Here is a 21,900-nt window from a genome sequence, read left to right as displayed (position 1 = left end):
CCTTGATTCTTGGGCGGAAATCCCACAACTCGCAATATTACAGTGTCATGCCATACCACTGCCACTGCCTGAGGGCTCTGGCGGCTTGCAATATCGTTATCCGACGTGAAATTGTAGATACTGAAACTCATTGGCGATTGTGAGCAGCTGTAGCCGGGAAGGTTCCATCGTGTTACTCGCCTTGTGGATCAGAGGCTAGCGTGAGCGGAGCCCGATCGGCTGAGACTTGCAATATTCACTGTCGTGATCATTCGGACAGGCTGATGGTCAGCTCACCGCCGCGGTGCAGGATCTCGTAGTGTCGCAGAAAGTTCATGCCCAGTAGTGCTGTCGAGCCTTCCAGGCCCGGGTTGATATGGGCCGTCACGTCATGTCGTGTGAATGGGCCGATGGAGAGCGTGTCGATTCGCGTGCGATGGACGCGGGTGCTGCCATTGGCCGTCATGACGTCGAAGGCCCGGCCTCTGGGCAGATTCAGTGTCTCGGCGATGCTCCCGGGTATGCTGATGCCCGAAGCGCCGGTATCGACCAGAAATGCCACGTCCTGATCGTTGGCGCTACCGGTGACTACGAACTGGCCATACCGATCGGCCTTCAGGATCAGGGACGGTCGGCCGCTGTCATCACTTGACCATTCGGGCGCTCTGTCCGCCTGGCGAGCATCCAGCCAGCCCTGCACCAGCCAGGTGCCTCCACCGAGAACCAGCACCCAGAGCAGGGCGATCATCACGCCGGCCATGCGACGGCTCTCATCATGTACCGAATCTGACTTGCTATCTGACATTGCGTCCCAAAATTGGGTAGAATTGTGGGTTTACCGCGTCAGGCATCTTCTCGAAAGACGTTGCTTCTGATTCACGGAGTCGAGGGCAGGCAACTGCATGTCTTCGGACAGTGATCAGGGTATCGGGTTTCGGGAGCATGGCCTGTAGCGGATCCCAGCAAGGTAACGTCCGGATTGGAACAAGACACCGGGCCATCAATCCCAGACCGTGAGCATCAAGATGACTGACCTTTCACACTACCGCAACATCGGCATTTTTGCCCACGTTGATGCGGGCAAGACCACAACCACAGAGCGTATCCTGAAGCTCACGGGCAAGATTCACAAGACTGGTGAAGTGCACGACGGTGAAGCCACTACCGACTTCATGGCGCAGGAGCAGGAGCGTGGTATCACGATCCAGTCGGCTGCAACAACCTGCGAATGGGACGGCCACCGTTTCAACATCATCGATACTCCCGGACACGTGGACTTCACCATCGAAGTGTATCGCTCGCTGAAAGTACTCGATGGCGGCGTGGGCGTTTTCTGTGGTTCCGGTGGTGTCGAGCCACAATCGGAAACCAACTGGCGTTATGCCAACGAATCGGAAGTTGCGCGCGTCATCTTCGTCAACAAGCTGGATCGCATGGGCGCGGATTTCTATCGCGTTGTCAAGCAGGTGAAGGACGTGCTGGGTGCGCGCCCACTGGTCATGGTGCTGCCAATCGGCACCGAAGACGACTTCGTCGGTGTGGTCGATCTGCTGACTGAAAAAGCCTGGATCTGGGACGATTCCGGCAACCCGGAAAGTTACAAGATCGAGGACGTGCCTGCCGATATGGTCGAACAGGTTGCCAAGTATCGTGAAGAGCTGGTCGAGAGTGCGCTGGAAATGGACGATGAGGCCATGGAAAAGTACTTCGAAGGTGAAGAGCCGGACATCGAGACTCTGCAGCGCTGCATCCGCAAGGGCACCATCGACCTGGTCTGGTTCCCCACGTTCTGTGGATCTGCGTTCAAGAACAAGGGCATGCAGCCCATGCTCGACGGTGTGGTTGCGTATCTGCCCAGCCCGACTGAAGTCAAGCCACAGCCTGAAGTGGATCTGGAAGGTAACGAGACTGGCGAGTTTGCCATCGTCGATGCCAGCCGGCCGCTGCGCGCGCTGGCGTTCAAGATCATGGATGACCGCTACGGTGCACTGACCTTCATCCGAGTCTATTCGGGCAAGCTGGCCAAGGGCGATACCGTGCTGAACACCTTCACGGGCAAGACCGAGCGTATCGGTCGAATCGTGGAAATGAATGCCGATGATCGGATCGAGCTGGATTCTGCGCAGGCGGGCGACATCGTTGCCGTGCTGGGCATGAAGAACGTTCAGACCGGTCACACACTGGCAGATCCCAAGCATCCGGCCACGCTGGAGCCCATGGTATTCCCTGATCCGGTCATCTCGATCTCGGTGTCTCCTGTCGACAAGGCAGGAACCGAGAAGCTGGGTGTGGCCATCGGCAAGATGGTTGCCGAGGATCCGTCTTTCCGCGTCATGACCGACGAGGAAAGTGGTGAGACCATTCTCATGGGTATGGGTGAATTGCATCTGGATATCAAGATCGACATCCTGAAGCGTACTCACGGCGTCGAGGTTGAAGTCGGCAAGCCGCAGGTGGCTTACCGTGAAACCATCACTCAGACGATCGAAGACACCTACACGCACAAGAAGCAATCTGGTGGTTCCGGTCAGTACGGTCGTATCGATTACACCATCGAGCCGGGCGAGCCGGGCAGTGGTTTCGAATTCGAGTCCAAGGTCACGGGTGGTAACGTTCCACGCGAATACTGGCCGGCGGTCGAGAAGGGCTTCAAGATGTCCATGGAAGACGGTGTTCTGGCCGGATATCCGCTGCTCGACTTCCGCGTAGTGCTGAACGACGGTGCTTTCCACGCGGTTGACTCCAGCGCCCTGGCCTTTGAAATCGCAGCCAAGGGTGCCTACCGTCAATCGATTCCGAAGGCGGGTCCTCAGATCATCGAGCCGGTCATGAAGGTGGATGTGTTCACACCGGAAGATCACGTCGGTGATGTCATCGGTGACCTCAACCGTCGTCGTGGCATGATCAAGTCACAGGAGCCGGGTGCCACGGGTGTGCGCATCAAGGCCGATGTGCCTCTGTCGGAAATGTTTGGCTACATCGGCGATCTGCGTACCATGACTTCCGGTCGTGGCCAGTTCTCGATGGAGTTCAGCCACTACAACCCATGTCCCAAGAATGTGGCAGATGTGGTCATCAAGGAAGCTCAGGAGCGCAAGGCAGCCAAGTGATCGGCCGCATTGTGACGTGATGCAAAAAGGCGCTCCGCGAGGAGCGCCTTTTTTTGGTGTTCTGTTCGAGCTGTTCGCCCGTTGACTGGAGAATCTGCGTGAAATACGCCGTTTCCGGCGGGGTGATTTTCAGAAGTCGATGATCGATGCTTGCAGTGCCTTGGCAACCGCATGCAGGCGGTTGGCGGCGTTCAGCTTGCGTGTGGCATTGCGCAGGTGGTAGATGATGGTGCTTTCGGTCACGCCCAGTATCTGGCTGATTTCCCAGGACGTCTTGCCCTTGGCAGCCCAGTTGAGGCACTCCCGTTCCCGTGCACTGATGTGACTGTCACCAGCGGCATTGCCGGTCTCGTCATTCCTGTCGCGAACGCTGTAACGTGATATGACTCTGGGTTGACTGGTGGAGGGGTCCGCAGCGTCGCTTGGGCGGCTGTTGACGTTGTTGATCAGGTTCATGACGCGTTGCGCGGCGTCTTTCCCGACCTGCGTGAGTGGCAGTCGCAAGGTGCTCAGGGCCGGGCGGGTATGCGCTGCCTCGTAATGGTCCCCGCAGCCGATCAGTGAGATATCGTCGGGAACGCGAATACCGTTTTCCTGGCAGACGCGTAGCGCTCCGATGGCCATGCGGTCGTTGAGCAGGAAGATGGCGGTCGGGGTGACCTTCGAGGCCAGCAGGATATTCATGGCATTGGCGCCGCCTTCTTCGTCCATGGAGGACTCCAGTGTCTGCAATTCCACACCGCGTCCCTGCGGACTGTTGATGGGCTGCATGAATCCTTCGACCACATGCTGGATGCTGAAACGGTAGAGCGGTCCGGATACCAGCGCGATTCGTCTGTGCCCGTTCCTGATCAGATGGGCGGCTGCCAGTTTGCCGGTCAGCGTATTGTGGACATTGGCCAGCACCACGTTCTTGCGGGTGCTGATCAGTCGTGCGAGCTGGTCGTTGGACAGGCAGTCGGAATGCAGGATGATTCCGTCGCAGGCACTGCGGGACAGAATGTGCCAGGCGGTCTTCTCGGCACGCATGCTGCGCCCCGCCGAAACCACTACGGTTTCGAAGCCGTTGGCCTCCAGGTGGTCGACGGCGGCGTCGATCAATGGTGCCAGACTGGAAGTGCCTGTGAGTTCAGCCATAAGGCCGACACGCCGGGTCGTGGAGGGCAGAAACCTGTCAGACATCCCGGATTCAGTGGCCTGCAGGTACATGACAGGGGGACGATGACAGTCTCTGAGAGCACAAGATTTTTTTGACCGCGGAACCTTCCATGTGGGTGCCTGTACGTTGCTGTGCGTGTAGGATAACGTCTTTATCAAGCACATTGCCCAGTACCATGCTCGACACCACACTAAACGATGCGTCAGATAACCTTCTGCTACCCGATACAACGGTTTCCGTCAGGGAAGTCTTTGGGCTGGATGTGGATCTCATGGTACCTGCCTACTCGAATCATACCGAGCGTGTGCCGGATATCGATCCATCCTATCTGTTTGATTTCCGCACCACAATGGCCATTCTCTCGGGTTTTGCCAATGACTGGCGAGTGCTGATCTCCGGGTTTCACGGAACGGGAAAATCCACGCATATCGAACAGGTGGCTGCCAGGCTGAACTGGCCTTGCCTGCGGATCAATCTCGACAGTCATGTCAGCCGTATCGATCTGATCGGCAAGGATGCGATCGTGCTGCGCGAAGGCAAGCAGGTAACGGAATTTCAGGACGGCATTCTGCCCTGGGCGTATCAGCGCAATGTCGCACTGGTGTTCGATGAATACGATGCCGGGCGTCCCGACGTCATGTTCGTCATACAGCGTGTCCTGGAATCGGCCGGGCAGCTGACCCTGCTTGATCAGAGCCGGGTCATCCGGCCGCACCCGGCCTTTCGCTTCTTTGCCACGGCCAATACGGTGGGCCTGGGTGATACCACAGGGCTCTATCACGGAACACAGCAGATCAATCAGGCGCAGATGGATCGCTGGTCGGTGACCACCATCCTCAACTATCTGCCGCCGGATCAGGAGGCCAAGGTGGTGCTGGCCAAGGCGCCGCATCTGCAGGATGAAGCCGGGCAGAAACTGGTTGCCCAGATGGTTACCCTGGCAGGGCTGACTCGCAGCGCCTTTCGCAACGGCGATCTGGCCACCGTCATGAGCCCACGCACGGTCATCACCTGGACGCAGAACCTGACATTCTTCAAGGATGTCGGCCTGTCGCTCGAGCTGGCGTTCGTCAACAAGTGTGATCCGGCCGAGCGTGCATTGCTCGGTGAACTGTATCAGCGTGTGTTTGGTGAGGAGCTTCCGGACATTGGCGACTGATGATCGCAAGGCGCCGCATGGCGGAGGGCTGAAGGCCACTGCATCGCCACCCGTGCAGGTGGGGCAGGGTATCAATGCGCCCCGAGATGATGAGTCGCACATGCCCGAGTCCTTTCGGCAATCCACGGGTGCCTGCGCCCGGGCCATTGCGCGGGACACCTCCATCGACATCACCTTCGACGATGCTGCCGCCGATGTCGAAGGCATGGTGTTGCCGGGTATTCCGGATGATGCCACCGAGCTGCAACGGCGACAGACTCGTGGCCGCAGTGATGCCATCGCACTGCACAAGCAGCATCACGATGCCCGTACGCATGCCCGGCATCAACCCACCACCGATACGTCGCAACGTCTGCATGCCATGGCCGAGCAGACGCGGGTGGAACTGCTGGGCGCCAATATGTACGAAGGCGTCGGTCGCAATCTCGACGCAGCGCTGGATGGTCGTTATCGCCTGCTGCTGGATACGGTGGCCAAGCCGGTCATCGACCTGCGGGAGAACAAGTCCGAACCGCGCCTGGGTATCGAGCATGCCTTGAGCCTGTATCTGCGGGAGCAGCTCGGTAATCGGCCCTTGCCTGCCGCCGCTGCGGAAACACTGTCCGACTGGCGTGAATGGCTGTCCAGTGATGTGGCGGACAAGTTCAGACCGGGCGACTTCAACCTCGAGGATCAGGCCGGTTTTGCCCGCGCACTGGGGCAATTGCTGCGCTCTCTGGAGATGGAAAACGGCGATCCGAGTGATAACCCGGAAGACCTCGAAAACGAGGAGCAGCAATCGGAGGACATGCAATCCGAGCAGGATCAGTCCGAATCCACTGAATCCGACAGTACTTCCCTGGAAGAGGATGGTGAATCGGAATCCATGGAGGATGACGATGGCAATGCCGAGGATGGCAGCGATATCGTCGAACCCGAAGAGGACATGCCCGAGCGCAGCTCGGAATCCCCGGGCAGTGAATGGCGCGCCACCGCGGGTGAGGCTCAGCGACGCTCGCTCAACGACTATCATGTCTATACGCAGGAGTTCGATGAGGTCATCCGGCCGCTCGACCTGTGTGATGTCGACGAGCTGACTCGTCTGCGGCAGACTCTGGACAGTCATATCGGCGACCTGCAACGTCAGATTGGTCGCTTCGCCAATCGACTGCAGCGGGTGCTCATGGCCCAGCAGCGTCGATCCTGGGAGTTCGATCTGGAAGAGGGTCAACTGGATACCGCGCGGCTGACGCGAGTGCTGACGGATCCGATGATGCCATTGACCTTCAAGCAGGAATCGGAAACGCCGTTTCGCGATACGGTGGTGACCCTGCTGCTGGACAACTCCGGATCCATGCACGGTCGCTCGATCCGGGTGGCTGCCGTGTGCGCCGACATACTGTCCTCCACGCTGGAGCGCTGCGGCGTGCGTGTCGAGATCCTGGGCTTTACCACCTGTGCCTGGAAGGGCGGGCGATCCCGTGAGAAATGGGTCGCCGGTGGTTATCCGGCCAATCCCGGCAGGCTGAATGACCTGCGGCATATCATCTACAAGGCCGCAGACACTCCCTGGCGGCAGTCACGGCGCAACCTCGGCTTGATGATGCGCAAGGGGCTTCTGAAGGAAAACATCGATGGCGAGGCCCTGCAATGGGCGCATGGGCGTCTGCTGCAGCGAACGGAACAACGCCGCATCCTGATGATGATTTCCGACGGTGCCCCCATTGACGATTCCACGCTTTCCACCAACCCGGGGCGTTTTCTGGAGAAGCATCTGCGGCATGTCATTGCCCAGATCGAACGACAGGATGACGTCGAGCTGGTAGCCATCGGCATCGGTCATGATGTCAGACAATACTACTCGCGTGCCACGACCATCCACGATGTTGCGCAGTTGGCGGATGTCATGACAAGCCAGCTGGTGGATCTGTTCTCAACCAACCGCGCTCGACAGCCTCGCTGAAAATGACGTTGGCCAGGTTCCACAGCTCGTCGGAACCCTTGCCGATCTGCGCTGTACGGGATCTGACCTGAGCCAGCGATACGTCGAAGTCGTTCCAGGTGCCGCCACCGGTGAGCGCATTGAGCAACACCGGCTGAAGTCGGTCGATGGCCTTGGCGAAGCGGGCGTCAGCACTGTCGCCCGCCTCGAATTCGTCCCAGCACTGTCGTAGCAGGCTTGCCTGATCATCGGGTAGCAGACCGAACAGGCGGTCGGCGGCAGCTTGCTCCTCGGCTTCCATGTTCGGGTTCTGCTGACCGTGGATGGGAACATCGCCGGCATCGACTTCGACGATGTCATGCACCATCAGCATGAACACCACTCTGTCCACATCCACCGGCTGGTTGGCATGCTCAGCCAGGATGCGGGCAAACAGAGTCAGATGCCAGCTGTGTTCCGCACTGTTCTCGCGCCGTTCTCCCGAGGCAATCAGAGTGGCACGGTGTACCGACTTGAGCGCATCGATGGCGACCAGAAACTCGATCTGCGATTTCAGGCGAGGTGCCAGCGGTTCGGACCAGACGGGTAGAGACATGTATTTCGGGCTCGTTCGTGAAGGACAGGGCGCTGACCATAACCGATCGCTGCCAGTCAGGTAAGAGGAATTGCCGGACAGTGAAGCTGGCGGGCAGGTGATAGGTGATTCCAGGTCTCGTGACAGAACAGCGTGGCGGCAGGTTGGTCGAGTCGTCATTTAAAATTTGACCATTTGGAAAAAGATTGCTTTAATCGGATTCATCCCGTGGTCTTCCGGTCCGGATGATGCGCGGCGGCACAGTCTGTAGAGGAGTCCTCAACGATGGCGTCCAGTAGTTACGAACAACTGCAACAAGACCTGCACCCTCCACTGTCCAGGCACGAAGCGGCGGTGGAATCCGACCGTTGCTACTTCTGTCACGACGCGCCCTGCGTGACTGCCTGTCCCACGGGCATCGACATTCCCCTGTTCATTCGGCAGATCAGTACGGATAATCCGACAGGGTCGGCACGGACCATCTTCAACGAGAACATTCTGGGTGGCATGTGTGCCCGGGTCTGTCCCACGGAAACCCTGTGCGAGCAGGCCTGCGTGCGCAACACCGCCGAGGACAACCCTGTCCGCATCGGCGAATTGCAACGCTATGCCACTGACCACCTGATGGAAACCGGTAGACAGCCCTTCGAACGCGCCCCTGCCACAGGCTGCAAGGTGGCCGTCGTCGGCGCAGGTCCGGCAGGATTGGCCTGTGCGCACAGGCTTGCACTACTGGGTCATGAGGTCGATATCTTCGATGCCAGGGGTAAGCCCGGCGGGCTCAACGAATACGGCATTGCGGCCTACAAATCCGTGAATGACTTTGCCCAGCAGGAGGTGGCCTATGTCCTGTCCATCGGTGGCATCACGCTGCGTCAGGATGAAGTGCTGGGGACAGACTTCGTCCTTGATGATCTCAAGCGTGATTATCAGGCAGTGTTTCTCGGTTTGGGCCTGGGCGCGGTCAATGATCTGGGTATCGAAGGCGAAGAGCTGGCAGGTGTCGTTGATGCCATCGAATTCATTGCCGAGCTTCGCCAGAGTCAGGACTATGCAACGCTCGATCCCGGCCAACGCACCCTCGTCATCGGTGGCGGCATGACGGCAATCGATGCTGCCGTGCAGAGTCGCATGCTCGGCTGCGAAGAGGTTACGCTGGCCTACCGCCGAGGGGTCGATCGCATGAATGCCAGCCAGTTCGAACAGGATCTGGCCAAGGTCAATGGCGTGGTGATTCGCAACTGGCTGCAGCCTCTGCGCGTCATTGGCGAGAACGGTCGGGTGACGGGAGTCGAATTTGCCAGAATGAGCGAGGAAGAGGGCCGGTACGGCCCTACGGGAGAGACCGTGATTCTGCCCTGCGACCGGGTGCTCAAGGCGATTGGTCAGCAATTCGTCAACAGTGTTGCCGCAGCAGATGGCGTCACGGCAGTCGAGCTGGACGCAGGGCGCATTCGTGTGGACGAGGAAGGTCGTACCTCGGACCCTCAGGTCTGGGCTGGAGGTGACTGCGTCACCGGTGGCGAGGATCTGACCGTGGCAGCCGTGCAGGATGGCAAGCTGGCTGCCGAATCCATTCATTCAACTCTGACAAAGGGGTAGGCACATGGCTGATCTGAGCAGCGAATTTCTGGGCATCAAATCCCCCAATCCGTTCTGGTTGGCGTCAGCGCCACCGACAGACAAGGAATACAATGTCGTGCGCGCCTTCGAAGCCGGCTGGGGCGGGGTCGTATGGAAGACGCTGGGTGAGGACCCCCATGTGGTCAATGTCAATGGTCCGCGCTATGGCGCCATGTATTCCAATGATCGCACACTGATCGGCTTGAACAACATCGAGCTGATTACCGATCGTCCCCTGCAGGTGAATCTGGACGAGATCACTCGTGTCAAGCGCGAATGGCCCGATCGGGCTGTGGTGGTGTCACTGATGGTGCCTTGCGAGGAACAGAGCTGGAAGAGCATCCTGAAGAAGGTCGAGGATACCGGTGCCGACGGCGTGGAGCTCAACTTCGGTTGTCCGCACGGCATGTCGGAACGTGGCATGGGAGCAGCCGTGGGGCAGGTGCCGGAGTACATCCAGATGGTGGCCGAATGGTGCAAGCAGAATACGCAGTTGCCGGTCATCGTCAAACTGACTCCCAACATCACCGATATCCGGGCACCTGCCAGGGCGGCCATGGCCGGTGGTGCCGATGCGGTATCGCTGATCAACACCATCAATTCCATCATCAGTGTCAATCTCGACACCATGTCGCCGGAACCGTCCATCGATGGCTGGGGGTCCCACGGTGGTTATTGCGGGCCGGCCGTCAAACCCATAGCACTGAACATGGTGGCGGAAATCGCGCGGGATCCGCAAACCGCCGGCATGCCCATTTCGGGCATTGGCGGGGTGACCACCTGGCGTGATGCCGCCGAATTCATGGCACTGGGAGCTGGCAATGTACAAGTGTGTACTGCAGCCATGACCTATGGTTTTCGAATCATCGAGGAGTTGACGCAGGGCCTGTCGGACTGGATGGACGAGCAGGGTTATCGCCACACCAGTGATATCGTCGGCAAGGCGACACCGAACGTCAAGGACTGGCAGAATCTGAACCTCAACTACATCAGCAAGGCTGTCATCGATCAGGATCTGTGTATCCAGTGTGGTCGATGCCATGTGGTTTGTGAGGACACCTCACATCAGGCCATCACTTCCATGGTGGAGGGCAAGCGGCACTTCGAGGTCATCGATGAAGAGTGTGTGGGTTGCAATCTGTGTGTCAGTGTCTGTCCGGTGGTTGACTGCATCTCCATGGAACAGGTCAGTGAAGGCATGGATGTACGTACCGGCAAACCCATCGTCAATGAATATGCCAACTGGACGACTCACCCCAATAATCCGTCCGCCCAGCGTTGATGCTTCTGGGCCAGCGTCAGGCTGGCCATGGCCGGGCTGCTCGAGGGCAGGGAGACGATACGCAGCTGACGCTGCAAGCGTCCTTGCAGCGCGTCGAGGGATGCGCCGCAGTGGCGCACGAGCAGCTTCTCTGCAGCCTTGCCATTGCAGGCAATGCAGTCAAGCTGCGGATGGCGCCTGACCAGGCCGGCAATGTCATTGGCCTGTTCGCTGGCGCGCACGATGCGACTGTCCAGGCTGCCGGGTCTTTCACAGCGAGCCAGGACATCCCACAGCGCATAGCCGCCGGATGTCAGCAGGGTGCAGCGTTGGGTGTAGTCGAATGCCTGCACGGATTCGAAGCTGGCTTCCGACTGACCGCCGATGATCGCCAGCATGATGGGCCAGAAGGCGTTGCGCGGATGGGCGTAGTAGCGAGCGGCAGTCAGCGAGGCCTGACCCGGCATGCTGCCCAGTATCAGCGTGTGTGCTGCACGACCTTCCAGGGGAGCAAAGGATTCTGCCTGACTCATGCTCAGCTGGCGTCAGGCTTGAGAAAACATGACAAGTCCTGTCCCGATCGTCGTGGTTTCGGTAGGCGGCTGTAGTGGTCCTTGCCTTGCGTCATGTCGGGCTCAGGCCTCGTGTCAGTACGAGTTTCAGGGTCTGTTCGGCCTGTGCATACAGGGCTTCTTCCGAACCTTCGTGGAGTGCACTGATCTGGGGGGCAAAGTCTGCATAGTGTTGAGTCGAGGACCAGATGAGGAATATCAGGTGCAGTGGCGCGACCGGAGCCAGTTTCCCCGCATCTATCCAGTCCTGGATTATCCGGCATTTGGCGCTTACCAGGCTCTTCAGCTGATTCTCCAGAAAGGGTCGGATGACCGGACCACCCTGCAGGATTTCATTGGCAAACAGGCGTGAAGCATGTGGAGCCTTGCGAGACAGACGCAGCTTCTGTTGCGCGTACTTCCACAACTCCTCGATGGGATCACCATCGGCGTCGAGTTCTTCGAGCGGGTCCAGCCAGACGGTCAGGGTTCGTGCCAGCACGGCCGCGTAGATATCCTGCTTGGTGTTGAAGTAATACAACACATTGGCCTTGGACATGCCGGCGGTATCGGCAATCTGATCGACCGTGGAGCCGCGATATCCGTTGGAGGCAAACACGTCCAGCGCAGCGCGCACGATACGCGCTTCGTTACGTATCTGGATGCGCGTACGCTTGCGCGGACTCGAGTCTGCTGTCGACACGTCGCCACTGAGATTGATCTCGTCGTCTGCCAAGAGAGTTTCGTAAATTGTTGACCAAGTGGTCAAGGTACGATAGCGTTGAATCAATCACAAGTAAAATCAGTCGAACCCTGAGAGTCCAATCATGATCACGAATCTTGTCGGTGGCCAGCGAGTAGCGACGAGCAGCGGTAGAACGCAGCCAGTCTATAACCCGGCAACCGGAGAAGCCATTGATGAGCTCGGCCTCAGCACGGCGGACGAGGTGGCAGCGGCGGTGGACGTGGCGGCCGAGGCCTTTCCTGCCTGGGCGGCAACGCCCCCCCTGAAACGTGCTTCCATCATGTTTCGCTTCAATGAACTGTTGATCAAGCATGCCGATGACATTGCCCGCGAGATTTCACGCGAACACGGCAAGACTCACGATGATGCTCTGGGCGAGGTGCAGCGTGGTCGGGAAGTGGTCGAGTTCGTGTGTGGCATTCCGCACTTGCTCAAGGGGGAATTCTCGCGCAATGTCGGCCCGCAGATCGATACCTGGTCGGATCGGCAGGCGCTGGGTGTCTGTGCCGGTATCACACCGTTCAATTTTCCGGCCATGGTGCCCTTGTGGATGTACCCGGTAGCCATCGCCTGTGGCAATACCTTCGTGCTGAAACCTTCCGAACGTGATCCGTCGGCAGCGCTCATGGTCGCCGATCTGCTGCATCAGGCCGGCTTGCCAGACGGGGTCCTGAATGTCGTGCACGGTGGCAAGGAGACCGTGGATGCGTTGCTGGACAACCCCAGGGTGCAGGCCATCAGCTTCGTCGGTTCCACCCCCATAGCCGAATATGTCTACCACCGTGGTACTCAGGCGGGCAAGCGAGTACAGGCGCTTGGCGGCGCCAAGAATCACATGGTTGTCATGCCGGATGCCGACATGGATCAGGCGGTCGATGCGCTGATGGGAGCCGGTTTCGGGTCTGCCGGTGAGCGTTGCATGGCCATTTCCGTGGCAGTGCCGGTTGGAGAAGAAACTGCTGACAGACTGGTCGATGCTCTGCGTCCTCGGGTCGAGGCACTGCGAATCGGTCCGTCAGACGACCCCGATGCGGAGATGGGGCCGGTGATCACGGCGGCGGCCAAGCAGAAGATCACCGCGCTGATCGATTCCGGGGTCGAAGCCGGGGCCGAACTGGTTGTCGACGGGCGCGACGTCACATTGCAGGGTTACGAGAATGGCTACTTTCTGGGTGGCTCCCTGTTCGACAAGGTCACAACCGACATGCAGATCTATCAGGAAGAGATCTTCGGACCGGTGCTGGCCGTGGTCCGGGCTGCCAGCTATGACGATGCCGTGACCATGATCAACGATCACGAGTACGGCAACGGTACCGCGATCTTCACACGAGACGGCGATGCCGCACGATCCTTTACCGACAGCATCCAGGTCGGCATGGTTGGGGTGAACGTCCCGATTCCGGTGCCGGTGGCCTATCACAGCTTCGGCGGCTGGAAGCGCTCCCTGTTCGGCGATCACTCCATCTACGGACCGGAAGGCGTGCATTTCTACACGCGTCTGAAAACCATCACCAGTCGCTGGCCCACCGGCATCAAGTCGGGTGCCGTGTTCACCTTTCCAACCTGATTCCGGGCTGTATCGGATTGCCTCATGAACGCGGTGCTTCATGAGTGATCCGGGCGGTTTCGGGGCATTCACTTTTCAGGCTCGCCAAAGACGTCATTCGTTTCAACCAGCAAGAGGGCAGGACATGGCCATTACCAGCAACATGCGCATCAACAGTGAACGTCTGTGGGATTCACTCATGGAGATGGCGAAGATCGGGCCGGGGATTGCTGGTGGCAACAATCGTCAGACACTGACCGATGAGGATGCCGAAGGGCGTCGCCTGTTCGAGCGCTGGTGCAAGGAAGCGGGCTTGAGCATGGGCATCGACAGGATGGGCACCATGTTCGCCAGGCGTGAGGGCAGTGACCCCGATGCCTTGCCGGTCTACGTCGGCAGTCATCTGGATACCCAGCCCACGGGTGGCAAGTACGATGGCGTGCTGGGGGTGCTCGGTGGTCTGGAGATCATCCGTCAGCTCAACGACATGAAGGTCACCACACGACACCCGATCGTCGTGGTCAACTTCACCAATGAAGAAGGTACGCGGTTTGCCCCGGCCATGGTAGCCAGTGGGGTGTTCGCCGGCATGCATACGCTGGAATGGGCCTATGACCGGACCGATGCCGAGGGCAAGCGTCTCGGTGACGAGCTGCAGCGGGTGGGCTATCTGGGTGAAGAGGAAGTCGGTGCCCGGAAGATGCATGCCTTCTTCGAACTGCACATAGAGCAGGGGCCCATCCTGGAAAACGAAGGCAAGGACATCGGGGTGGTCACCCACGGACAGGGGCTGAAGTGGCTGGAAGTGACGCTCATCGGCAAGGAGAGTCACACCGGGTCCACGCCGATGCCAATGCGGGTCAATGCCGGCCTGGGCATGGCACGCATGACAGAACTGGTCAACGAGATCGCGCTGAGTCATGCACCCCATGCCGTGGGGGCCATCGGTCACTGCGATGTCTATCCCAATTCACGCAACATCATCCCCGGCAAGACGGTTTTTACCGTCGACTTCCGGCATCCTGAAAAGGACGTCATCACCGATATGGAAACACGCTTTCGGGCGGGTGCGAAGGAGATAGCCGATGGTATCGGCCTGCAGATGTCCATCGAAGAGGTGGGCGGATTCGATCCGGTGGCCTTTGACGAGAACTGTGTCACGGCCGTTCGCAATGCAGCGGAACGACTCGGATACAGTCATCGGGATCTGGTATCGGGCGCCGGCCACGATGCCTGCTGGATCAATCGCGTGGCGCCGACTGCCATGGTGATGTGCCCTTGTGTCGATGGCCTGTCGCACAACGAGGCCGAGGAGATCTCGCCCGAATGGGCGGCAGCGGGCACCAATGTGCTGTTCCATGCTGTTGTGGAAACAGCCGGTATCGTTGACTGAACCGTGGTGAACAGTCAGCACACAGGATTCACATTCGTCGAGTCAGCATCACAGGAGTCACAGACAACATGAGCAAGGTGATCAGGGGAGGTACGGTCGTTACTGCCGACCGGAGCTACAAGGCCGACGTCAGGATCGACAATGGTGTCATCACACGGATTGGCGAGAATCTCACTGCAGACGAAACACTCGACGCCACCGGTTGTTATGTCATGCCGGGTGGTATCGATCCGCATACGCATCTGGAAATGCCATTCATGGGCACGTATTCCTCCGACGATTTCGAGTCCGGTACCCGTGCGGCCCTGTCCGGTGGTACCACCATGGTGGTGGACTTCTGCCTGCCGGCGCCGGGTCAGTCACTGCTCGAAGCACGGCAGATGTGGGACAACAAGACCGTCAAGGCATCGTGTGATTTTTCCTTTCACATGGCCATCACCTGGTGGGACAAGCAGGTCTTCGAGGAAATGGAGAAGGTGGTCGACAGCGGCATCAATACCTTCAAGCATTTCATGGCCTACAAGGGCGCCCTGATGGTCAATGACGAAGAACTGTATTCGTCATTCAAGCGTTGCTCGGCACTGGGTGCCATGCCGCTGGTGCACGCCGAGAACGGTGATGTCGTGGCGCAGCTGCAAGCCAGCCTGATGGCTGAAGGCAACAGTGGCCCCGAGGCGCATGCCTATTCGCGTCCGCCGCAGGTGGAAGGCGAGGCGGTGAACCGGGCCGTCATGATTGCCGACATGGCTGGTGTTCCGCTGTATGTCGTGCATGTATCCTGCGAAGAAGCCCATGAGGCGATTCGGCGTGCACGGCAGCTCGGAAAACGGGTCTATGGTGAACCGCTGGTGCAACACCTGACCCTGGACGAATCCGAATATGCCAACCCGGATTGGGATCATGCTGCGCGGCGAGTCATGTCACCGCCATTTCGCAGTGCGGTCCATCAGGATTCACTGTGGGCAGGTCTGGCGGCGGGCAGCCTGCAGGTCGTGGCCACCGATCACTGCGCCTTCACCACCGAACAGAAGCGCATGGGGCTGGGTGATTTCACGCAGATTCCGAACGGCACCGGCGGTCTGGAAGATCGCCTGCCTGTGCTCTGGTCACGCGGAGTCAACACGGGTCGATTGACCATGAACGAGTTCGTGGCAGTGACCTCCACCAACATAGCCAGAATCCTGAACATGTATCCGAAGAAGGGTGCCATTGTCGAAGGTGCAGATGCCGACATCATCGTCTGGGACCCGGAGCGCACCAAGACCATCACGGCAGCCACACAGCAATCGGCCATCGACTACAACGTTTTCGAAGGTTTCGAACTGAAGGGTCTGCCGCGTTTCACCCTGACGCGTGGCCAGTGTGTCGTGACGGAAGACAGCATCGACACTCGGGAAGGGCATGGCAAATTCGTTGCGCGAGACGCCTATCCAGCCGTCAACCGTGCCTTGTCACAATGGAAGGAGCTGACAGCACCTCATCCGGTGCAGCGTGATCCATCGAAGATGCCTGCTGGTGTCTGATGCGAGCAAGGGCCGGAATCTGCCGATATGAATGACGCTTCCAGGGTCATCGAAGTCAATGGACTATCCTTGATCTTTCCCACCAGCGATGGCGATGTACACGCCTTGCAGGACATCGATCTGACCATCAACCGGGGGGATTTCGTCTCTTTCATAGGTCCCTCGGGATGTGGCAAGACGACGTTGCTGCGGGTGATTGCCGATCTGGAGCAGGCGACTGGCGGCTCCATCGAAGTGAACGGCATGAGTCCGGAGGAGGCACGCCTGGCCCGGGCCTACGGGTATGTGTTTCAGGCGGCCTCGCTGTATCCATGGCGCACCATTGCCAGCAATGTTGCACTGCCGCTGGAAATCATGGGCCTCAAGGCGGAGGAGATCCGCTCTCGTGTCGAACAGAATCTGGCACTGGTGGAACTGGCGGGATTTGGCAAGAAGTATCCCTGGCAGCTGTCCGGTGGCATGCAGCAGCGAGCATCCATTGCCCGTGCTCTGGCAGTCGAGCCCGACCTGTTGCTGATGGATGAGCCGTTCGGGGCTCTGGACGAGATCGTGCGGGATCACCTCAACGAACAGTTGCTGAAGCTCTGGGCCAAGACCAACAAGACCGTGGTCTTCGTGACCCACTCCATTCCGGAAGCGGTGTTTCTATCCAACCGGATCGTGGTCATGTCGCCGCGACCGGGACGCATCCATGAAATCATCGACAGTGACCTGCCGGTAGAGCGGGATCTGTCGATACGTGAAACGCAGTCGTTTCTGCAATTGGCCAACCGGGTACGCGATGGCTTGCGTGCCGGTCACGGCTACGACGAGGTGTCCTGACATGGTGTCACGCCATGTGAGTGCGGTGATACCGGTTGCAGTCGTGACGCTGGCCATTGTGCTGTTGTGGTATGTCGGCGCCGCGTTATTGAATCTGGCCTGGGAGAGAAGCGTTGCCGAGCGTAACGGCACCACGCCCACGACCATGCAGATGCTGCGCAACACCATGCAGCAGGAGCGTCCGGTGCTACCGGCTCCTCACCAGGTGGTGCAGGAAATCATCGATACCACCGTGCACAAGAAGATCACCTCCAAGCGATCACTGATCTACCACGCCGGCGTGACCTTGTCATCGTCGATGCTCGGCTTTCTGATGGGCACATTGCTGGGTATCGTACTGGCGGTCATCATCGTTCATGACGATGCCCTGAACAAGAGTCTGTTGCCCTGGATCATTGCCTCGCAGACCATTCCGATACTGGCGATTGCACCGATGATCATCGTGGTCCTCAATGCCGTCGGCATTCAGGGGCTGTTGCCCAAGGCTTTCATCTCGATGTACCTGAGCTTCTTTCCGGTAGCGGTCGGCATGGTCAAGGGACTGAACTCGCCCAGCAGCAGTCATCTGGACCTGATGAGAACCTACAGTGCCTCCAGCTGGCAGACATTCTTCAAGTTGCGGTTGCCGACCTCCCTGCCGTTTCTGTTCACCAGCATGAAGGTCGCCGTGGCCATTTCGGTGGTGGGTGCCATCGTTGCCGAGCTGCCAACCGGTGCTGTTGCTGGTCTGGGGGCACGCTTGCTGGCTGGATCCTATTACGGGCAGACCGTGCAGATCTGGTCGGCTCTGGTCGTGGCTTCGGTACTGGCCGCCTTGCTGGTAGTTCTGGTGGGTGTTCTGGGTGACTGGGTAAACCGTCGTATGGGGCTGGCCCATGGCTGAGTCGGTGAACCTGCATACCATTACCGGGCAGCTGCCGTCGGCCAGGCCGTACCGCTACCGCATCATGGAGCGCATCCTGTTCACCGGAGCGAGCATTCTTGCGGTGCTCGGTGTGCTGTTGCAAGGCCCTTGGCAGACCGCTCTGGCGATACTCGCCGTGGCGCTCATTGCCTTTCTGCAGATCAGGCGCTCGCGTCTGCTCGCCGCCTTTGCCACGGGGGCGATGGCGCTGGTGGCAGCCAACAGTCTGCTTGCCCTGGTGGATGAACCCGGCGCGACCAACGCCGGTTTCTGGTGTCTGGTCGCCGCTGCCTGGCTTCTGGCCTGGGGCAGTGTGGGGCAACTGGCTGCCATCCGGACACTGTCGCGTAGCTACCGCACGTTTCTCGGCGTGCTCATTCCCGTGCTGTTCGGTCTCTGGCTGCTGATCCTGTGGGAGCTGCTGACCCGTGGCCTGAATGTGCCGCAAGTGCTGCTGCCGGCGCCCAGCCAGATCGGTCAGCGCTTCGTGGAATCCAGCGCCATTCTGTGGATGGACTTCAAGCAGACCTTTCTCAGAGCGGTACTGATCGGCTATGCCATTGGCTGCGGGGCCGGTTTCATGGTGGCGATACTGATCGATCGTTCGCCGTTTCTGCAACGCGGGCTGTTACCCATCGGCAATCTGGTGTCGGCACTGCCGATCGTCGGTGTGGCGCCTATCATGGTCATGTGGTTCGGTTTCGACTGGCCTTCGAAAGCAGCGGTCGTGATCATCATGACCTTCTTCCCGATGCTGGTGAACACCGTCTCCGGGCTGGCGGCGGCGCAACCCATGCAGCACGACCTGATGAAGACCTATGCTGCCAGTTACTGGCAGAGCCTGTTCAAGCTGCGCATACCCGAAGCCCTGCCATTCATCTTCAATGCACTGAAAATCAACTCGACTCTGGCCATGATCGGCGCCATCGTGGCTGAATTCTTCGGTACGCCAACCCTGGGGATGGGCTTCCGAATTTCCACCGAAGTAGGGCGCATGAACGTGGATATGGTGTGGGCAGAAATCGCAGTGGCAGCACTGGCCGGCTCATTGTTCTATGGCCTTGTCGCCTTGCTGGAGAGAATTTTCACGTTCTGGCATCCCTCCGTTCGCAGCTAGTCTTCCGCTGGTGGAGGCGAACGGCAAGAGTGTCCCGGGCAAGCTGTAAAACCTGTACCTGAAGAGGAAATTGGAGCAAGCATGAAACGAATGAAATACGGCACGACGATGGCTGTTCTGGGTGGAACGATGCTGGGTGCATCCTTCCAGGTCAGCGCGGCAGATGATGTTGCCCTGCAGCTCAAATGGGTAACGCAGGGGCAATTCGCCGGCTACTATGTGGCTCAGGACAAGGGCTTCTACGAGGAGGCCGATCTGAATGTCACGATCAAGCCTGGGGGGCCTGACATCGCACCTCCACAGGTCATCGTGGGAGGCGGCGCCGATGTCATCGTCGACTGGATGCCCTCTGCACTGGCCAGTCGGGAAAAGGGTGTTCCTCTGGTCAACATCGCACAGCCCTTCAAGCGCTCCGGCATGATGCTGACCTGTCTGAAGGAAACCGGCATCACGTCTCCGGACGATTTCAAGGGGCGCACGCTGGGCGTGTGGTTCTTCGGTAACGAGTATCCCTTTCTGAGCTGGATGTCGGCACTGGGAATTCCGACCGACGGCGAGGAGAACGGTGTCACCGTGCTAAAGCAGGGCTTCAATGTGGATCCCCTGCTGCAGAAGCAGGCGGACTGTATCTCGACCATGACCTACAACGAGTACTGGCAGGTCATCGATGCCGGCATCAGCGAAGAACAACTGGTGGTTTTCAAGTATGAGGATACCGGCGTATCGACGATGGAAGATGGTCTCTACGTGCTGGAGGAGAACCTGCAGGATGAGGCCTTCGTCGACAAGATGGCGCGATTCGTGGCGGCCAGCATGAAAGGTTGGGAGTACGCTCGGGAGAATCCGGATGAGGCGGCAGACATCGTGCTGGAAAATGATGCCAGTGGCGCACAGACGGAAAAGCATCAGCAACGCATGGTTCGAGAGGTCAACAAACTGACAGAAGGCAGTGATGGCTCTCTGGACCCGGCGGACTACGAGCGAACCGTGCAGACATTGTTGTCCGGCGGTTCGGATCCGGTCATAACCAAAGAGCCGGAAGGTGCCTGGACATCCATTGTCACGGATAAAGCGCTGGCCATGTAGGCCGGAAGGGCGTACTTTGGTGCGCCCTGTTTCACGGAAAATCGCGTGGCATGTCAGATCAGAGTAAGTCGGGTCCCGGTGCAATCGCACCGAGGCCCAGTATCGGTCTGGTGGTGGGGATTCTGGTACTGGCATCCAGTGTCAGCATCATGTCGACGGACATGTATACGCCAAGCCTGCCGGATCTGGCCATCTGGTTCGATACCACACCCACTCATGTCAAGCTGACCATCAGCCTGAACATGCTGGCCTTCGGCCTGGCGCAGCTGATTCATGGCCCCTTGTCCGATCGTTTCGGGCGTCGGCCGGTCATGATGTGTTCTCTCGTGTCTGTCGCCGTTCTGTGTCTGGCCTGTGCCGCTGCACAGAGCATTGATCAGCTGATCGCTGCCAGAGTCCTGCTGGGATTTGCTGCGGGCGCCGAAGCCGTGGTGGGGCTGGCCATCATCAAGGATCTCTATTCCGAAAAGGAGCAGGTCAAGGCGCTGGCACTGCTGGGCATGGTGATTGCCGTGGCACCGGCCATTGCCCCCATACTGGGCGGCTATATTCATGTGGCCTTTGGCTGGCAGGCCAATTTCTTCGTGATTGCCCTGATGTCTCTGCTGGCGGTAGCCTTTGTGGCCAGGCTGCTGCCGGAGTCCACTCAGGCCGATCCTGAAGCACTGCAGCCGACTGTCGTGTTCAATGGCTACCGGGGCCTGCTGGGCAATTCGGATTTTCTGACCCATACCGCCATGCTGGGAGTGGCTCTGGGGCTCGTTTTCGTGTTTGTCACGGGCGCTCCTTTCGTCCTGATGGACTTGATGGGGGTGCCTGCTGATGAATTCGGTTATTACCAGGCCGGCATCGTGGTGGCCTTCTTTCTGGGTAGTGTGCTGGCGTCGCGATTGGCCGATCACTGGCAGGCCAGCTCACTGTTGACACTGGGGGTGACCCTGGTGGGCGGTGGGGCGGTGACACTGACTCTGGTGGTCATGCTGGGTGTGGCAAGTCCCGTGACTCTGACGGCGGCCTATTCGGTCATGACCTTCGGCATGGGGCCGTTGTTTGCGGTAGCGCCGAGTCGAGCACTGCGCTCCATCCAGGGACAGGCGGGCACCGCATCGGCCATGTTGAGCGGGATCGAGCAGTGCATGGCAGGCATGGCCGCTGTGATGATCAGTCTGCTCAACGACGGAACGGCCAGACCGATGGCCATCATGTGCATGGTGTTGGCCGTGTTGTTGATTCTGCTGTTCACGCGTTCGCGGGCAGAGGATCGTCTGCGTGAACAGGCCCTGGTGGGTATGCGGCTCTGAGACCCTGCCCTGCGAAAGAGGTCGTGTCGCTACGGGAAATCAGAGGCGGGGCATGATCGCTGCCCGAACTGCCCGAACTGCCCGAACTGCCCGAACTGCTTGAATTGCTTGAATTGCTTGAATTGC

The 21,900-nt window shown here is 59.1% G+C and carries 18 protein-coding genes; 13 read left to right on the top strand and 5 right to left on the bottom strand.

Translation table 11 applies throughout. The features are described 5' to 3' along the window. Positions 1–247: 247 nt before the first annotated feature. Positions 248–784 (bottom strand): retropepsin-like aspartic protease family protein, encoded by a 537-nt coding sequence (locus ACUNV4_RS14435; protein WP_430879279.1) that lies wholly within the window; start codon positions 782–784, stop codon positions 248–250. 220 nt (positions 785–1,004) lie between these two features. Between ACUNV4_RS14435 and fusA the strand changes: the two genes are divergently transcribed. Then, a complete protein-coding gene (gene fusA, locus ACUNV4_RS14430) occupies positions 1,005–3,089 on the top strand; it encodes an elongation factor G (protein WP_430879278.1) in 2,085 nt (694 codons plus the stop codon). Between the two features lie 129 nt (positions 3,090–3,218). On the opposite strand, the gene ACUNV4_RS14425 is transcribed toward fusA, so the two are convergent. Continuing rightward, positions 3,219–4,226 (bottom strand): substrate-binding domain-containing protein, encoded by a 1,008-nt coding sequence (locus tag ACUNV4_RS14425; protein ID WP_430879277.1) that lies wholly within the window; start codon positions 4,224–4,226, stop codon positions 3,219–3,221. Positions 4,227–4,423: 197 nt separating this feature from the next. Between ACUNV4_RS14425 and ACUNV4_RS14420 the strand changes: the two genes are divergently transcribed. Together ACUNV4_RS14420 and ACUNV4_RS14415 are read left to right on the top strand one after the other, a co-directional pair. Continuing rightward, positions 4,424–5,407 carry an AAA family ATPase gene (locus tag ACUNV4_RS14420; protein ID WP_430879276.1) on the top strand — a complete coding sequence of 328 codons (984 nt, stop codon included), beginning with the start codon at positions 4,424–4,426 and terminating at the stop codon, positions 5,405–5,407. Beyond that, complete coding sequence (locus ACUNV4_RS14415; RefSeq protein WP_430879275.1) at positions 5,397–7,349, top strand: cobaltochelatase CobT-related protein; 1,953 nt, start codon at positions 5,397–5,399, stop codon at positions 7,347–7,349. Before ACUNV4_RS14420 ends, ACUNV4_RS14415 begins: the two co-directional genes overlap by 11 nt. Here ACUNV4_RS14415 and ACUNV4_RS14410 read toward each other — a convergent pair. Continuing rightward, positions 7,291–7,923 carry an HD domain-containing protein gene (locus ACUNV4_RS14410; RefSeq protein ID WP_430879274.1) on the bottom strand — a complete coding sequence of 211 codons (633 nt, stop codon included), beginning with the start codon at positions 7,921–7,923 and terminating at the stop codon, positions 7,291–7,293. The two genes, ACUNV4_RS14415 and ACUNV4_RS14410, sit on opposite strands and share 59 nt — an antisense overlap. Before the next feature lie 264 nt (positions 7,924–8,187). Between ACUNV4_RS14410 and ACUNV4_RS14405 the strand changes: the two genes are divergently transcribed. Both ACUNV4_RS14405 and preA read left to right on the top strand, forming a co-directional pair. After that, positions 8,188–9,504 (top strand): NAD(P)-dependent oxidoreductase, encoded by a 1,317-nt coding sequence (locus ACUNV4_RS14405; RefSeq protein ID WP_430879273.1) that lies wholly within the window; start codon positions 8,188–8,190, stop codon positions 9,502–9,504. A gap of 4 nt (positions 9,505–9,508) precedes the next feature. Next, positions 9,509–10,807, top strand: a complete 1,299-nt coding sequence (gene preA / locus ACUNV4_RS14400) for an NAD-dependent dihydropyrimidine dehydrogenase subunit PreA (RefSeq protein WP_430879272.1) — start codon at positions 9,509–9,511, stop codon at positions 10,805–10,807. Here preA and ACUNV4_RS14395 read toward each other — a convergent pair. Both ACUNV4_RS14395 and ACUNV4_RS14390 read right to left on the bottom strand, forming a co-directional pair. Further along, entirely contained in the window at positions 10,777–11,319 is a 543-nt protein-coding gene (locus ACUNV4_RS14395; RefSeq protein WP_430879271.1) for a DNA-deoxyinosine glycosylase, read from the bottom strand. The two genes, preA and ACUNV4_RS14395, sit on opposite strands and share 31 nt — an antisense overlap. Before the next feature lie 91 nt (positions 11,320–11,410). Next, entirely contained in the window at positions 11,411–12,073 is a 663-nt protein-coding gene (locus tag ACUNV4_RS14390) for a TetR family transcriptional regulator C-terminal domain-containing protein (protein WP_430879270.1), read from the bottom strand. Positions 12,074–12,164: 91 nt separating this feature from the next. Between ACUNV4_RS14390 and ACUNV4_RS14385 the strand changes: the two genes are divergently transcribed. The 8 genes from ACUNV4_RS14385 to ACUNV4_RS14350 all read left to right on the top strand — a co-directional run bounded on the left by ACUNV4_RS14385 (position 12,165) and on the right by ACUNV4_RS14350 (position 21,774). Next, positions 12,165–13,649, top strand: a complete 1,485-nt coding sequence (locus ACUNV4_RS14385) for a CoA-acylating methylmalonate-semialdehyde dehydrogenase (RefSeq protein ID WP_430879269.1) — start codon at positions 12,165–12,167, stop codon at positions 13,647–13,649. 124 nt (positions 13,650–13,773) lie between these two features. Then, complete coding sequence (locus ACUNV4_RS14380) at positions 13,774–15,021, top strand: Zn-dependent hydrolase (RefSeq protein WP_430879268.1); 1,248 nt, start codon at positions 13,774–13,776, stop codon at positions 15,019–15,021. Positions 15,022–15,089: 68 nt separating this feature from the next. Beyond that, positions 15,090–16,544 (top strand): dihydropyrimidinase, encoded by a 1,455-nt coding sequence (gene hydA / locus ACUNV4_RS14375; RefSeq protein ID WP_430879267.1) that lies wholly within the window; start codon positions 15,090–15,092, stop codon positions 16,542–16,544. Positions 16,545–16,571: 27 nt separating this feature from the next. Then, entirely contained in the window at positions 16,572–17,366 is a 795-nt protein-coding gene (locus ACUNV4_RS14370; protein WP_430879266.1) for an ABC transporter ATP-binding protein, read from the top strand. A gap of 1 nt (position 17,367) precedes the next feature. Beyond that, positions 17,368–18,249, top strand: a complete 882-nt coding sequence (locus ACUNV4_RS14365) for an ABC transporter permease (protein WP_430879265.1) — start codon at positions 17,368–17,370, stop codon at positions 18,247–18,249. Continuing rightward, positions 18,242–19,387 carry an ABC transporter permease gene (locus ACUNV4_RS14360; protein ID WP_430879264.1) on the top strand — a complete coding sequence of 382 codons (1,146 nt, stop codon included), beginning with the start codon at positions 18,242–18,244 and terminating at the stop codon, positions 19,385–19,387. Before ACUNV4_RS14365 ends, ACUNV4_RS14360 begins: the two co-directional genes overlap by 8 nt. Before the next feature lie 81 nt (positions 19,388–19,468). Beyond that, a complete protein-coding gene (locus ACUNV4_RS14355) occupies positions 19,469–20,473 on the top strand; it encodes an ABC transporter substrate-binding protein (RefSeq protein ID WP_430879263.1) in 1,005 nt (334 codons plus the stop codon). Positions 20,474–20,523: 50 nt separating this feature from the next. Next, the gene (locus tag ACUNV4_RS14350) at positions 20,524–21,774 is read left to right on the top strand and encodes a multidrug effflux MFS transporter (protein WP_430879262.1); all 1,251 of its coding nucleotides are present in this window, start codon (positions 20,524–20,526) and stop codon (positions 21,772–21,774) included. The last annotated feature ends 126 nt before the right edge of the window (positions 21,775–21,900 follow it).

Source organism: Granulosicoccus sp. 3-233 (assembly GCF_052681095.1).
This window is presented reverse-complemented; position numbering and strand designations above follow the sequence as displayed.

What these genes read in the sequence shown, in the direction of transcription:
- ACUNV4_RS14435 (WP_430879279.1), bottom strand. Translation starts at nt 784, where the DNA reads ATGTCAGATAGCAAGTCAGATTCGGTACATGATGAGAGCCGTCGCATG.
- fusA (WP_430879278.1), top strand. Translation starts at nt 1,005, where the DNA reads ATGACTGACCTTTCACACTACCGCAACATCGGCATTTTTGCCCACGTT.
- ACUNV4_RS14425 (WP_430879277.1), bottom strand. Translation starts at nt 4,226, where the DNA reads ATGGCTGAACTCACAGGCACTTCCAGTCTGGCACCATTGATCGACGCC.
- ACUNV4_RS14420 (WP_430879276.1), top strand. Translation starts at nt 4,424, where the DNA reads ATGCTCGACACCACACTAAACGATGCGTCAGATAACCTTCTGCTACCC.
- ACUNV4_RS14410 (WP_430879274.1), bottom strand. Translation starts at nt 7,923, where the DNA reads ATGTCTCTACCCGTCTGGTCCGAACCGCTGGCACCTCGCCTGAAATCG.
- ACUNV4_RS14405 (WP_430879273.1), top strand. Translation starts at nt 8,188, where the DNA reads ATGGCGTCCAGTAGTTACGAACAACTGCAACAAGACCTGCACCCTCCA.
- preA (WP_430879272.1), top strand. Translation starts at nt 9,509, where the DNA reads ATGGCTGATCTGAGCAGCGAATTTCTGGGCATCAAATCCCCCAATCCG.
- ACUNV4_RS14395 (WP_430879271.1), bottom strand. Translation starts at nt 11,319, where the DNA reads ATGAGTCAGGCAGAATCCTTTGCTCCCCTGGAAGGTCGTGCAGCACAC.
- ACUNV4_RS14385 (WP_430879269.1), top strand. Translation starts at nt 12,165, where the DNA reads ATGATCACGAATCTTGTCGGTGGCCAGCGAGTAGCGACGAGCAGCGGT.
- ACUNV4_RS14380 (WP_430879268.1), top strand. Translation starts at nt 13,774, where the DNA reads ATGGCCATTACCAGCAACATGCGCATCAACAGTGAACGTCTGTGGGAT.
- hydA (WP_430879267.1), top strand. Translation starts at nt 15,090, where the DNA reads ATGAGCAAGGTGATCAGGGGAGGTACGGTCGTTACTGCCGACCGGAGC.
- ACUNV4_RS14370 (WP_430879266.1), top strand. Translation starts at nt 16,572, where the DNA reads ATGAATGACGCTTCCAGGGTCATCGAAGTCAATGGACTATCCTTGATC.
- ACUNV4_RS14365 (WP_430879265.1), top strand. Translation starts at nt 17,368, where the DNA reads ATGGTGTCACGCCATGTGAGTGCGGTGATACCGGTTGCAGTCGTGACG.
- ACUNV4_RS14360 (WP_430879264.1), top strand. Translation starts at nt 18,242, where the DNA reads ATGGCTGAGTCGGTGAACCTGCATACCATTACCGGGCAGCTGCCGTCG.
- ACUNV4_RS14355 (WP_430879263.1), top strand. Translation starts at nt 19,469, where the DNA reads ATGAAACGAATGAAATACGGCACGACGATGGCTGTTCTGGGTGGAACG.
- ACUNV4_RS14350 (WP_430879262.1), top strand. Translation starts at nt 20,524, where the DNA reads ATGTCAGATCAGAGTAAGTCGGGTCCCGGTGCAATCGCACCGAGGCCC.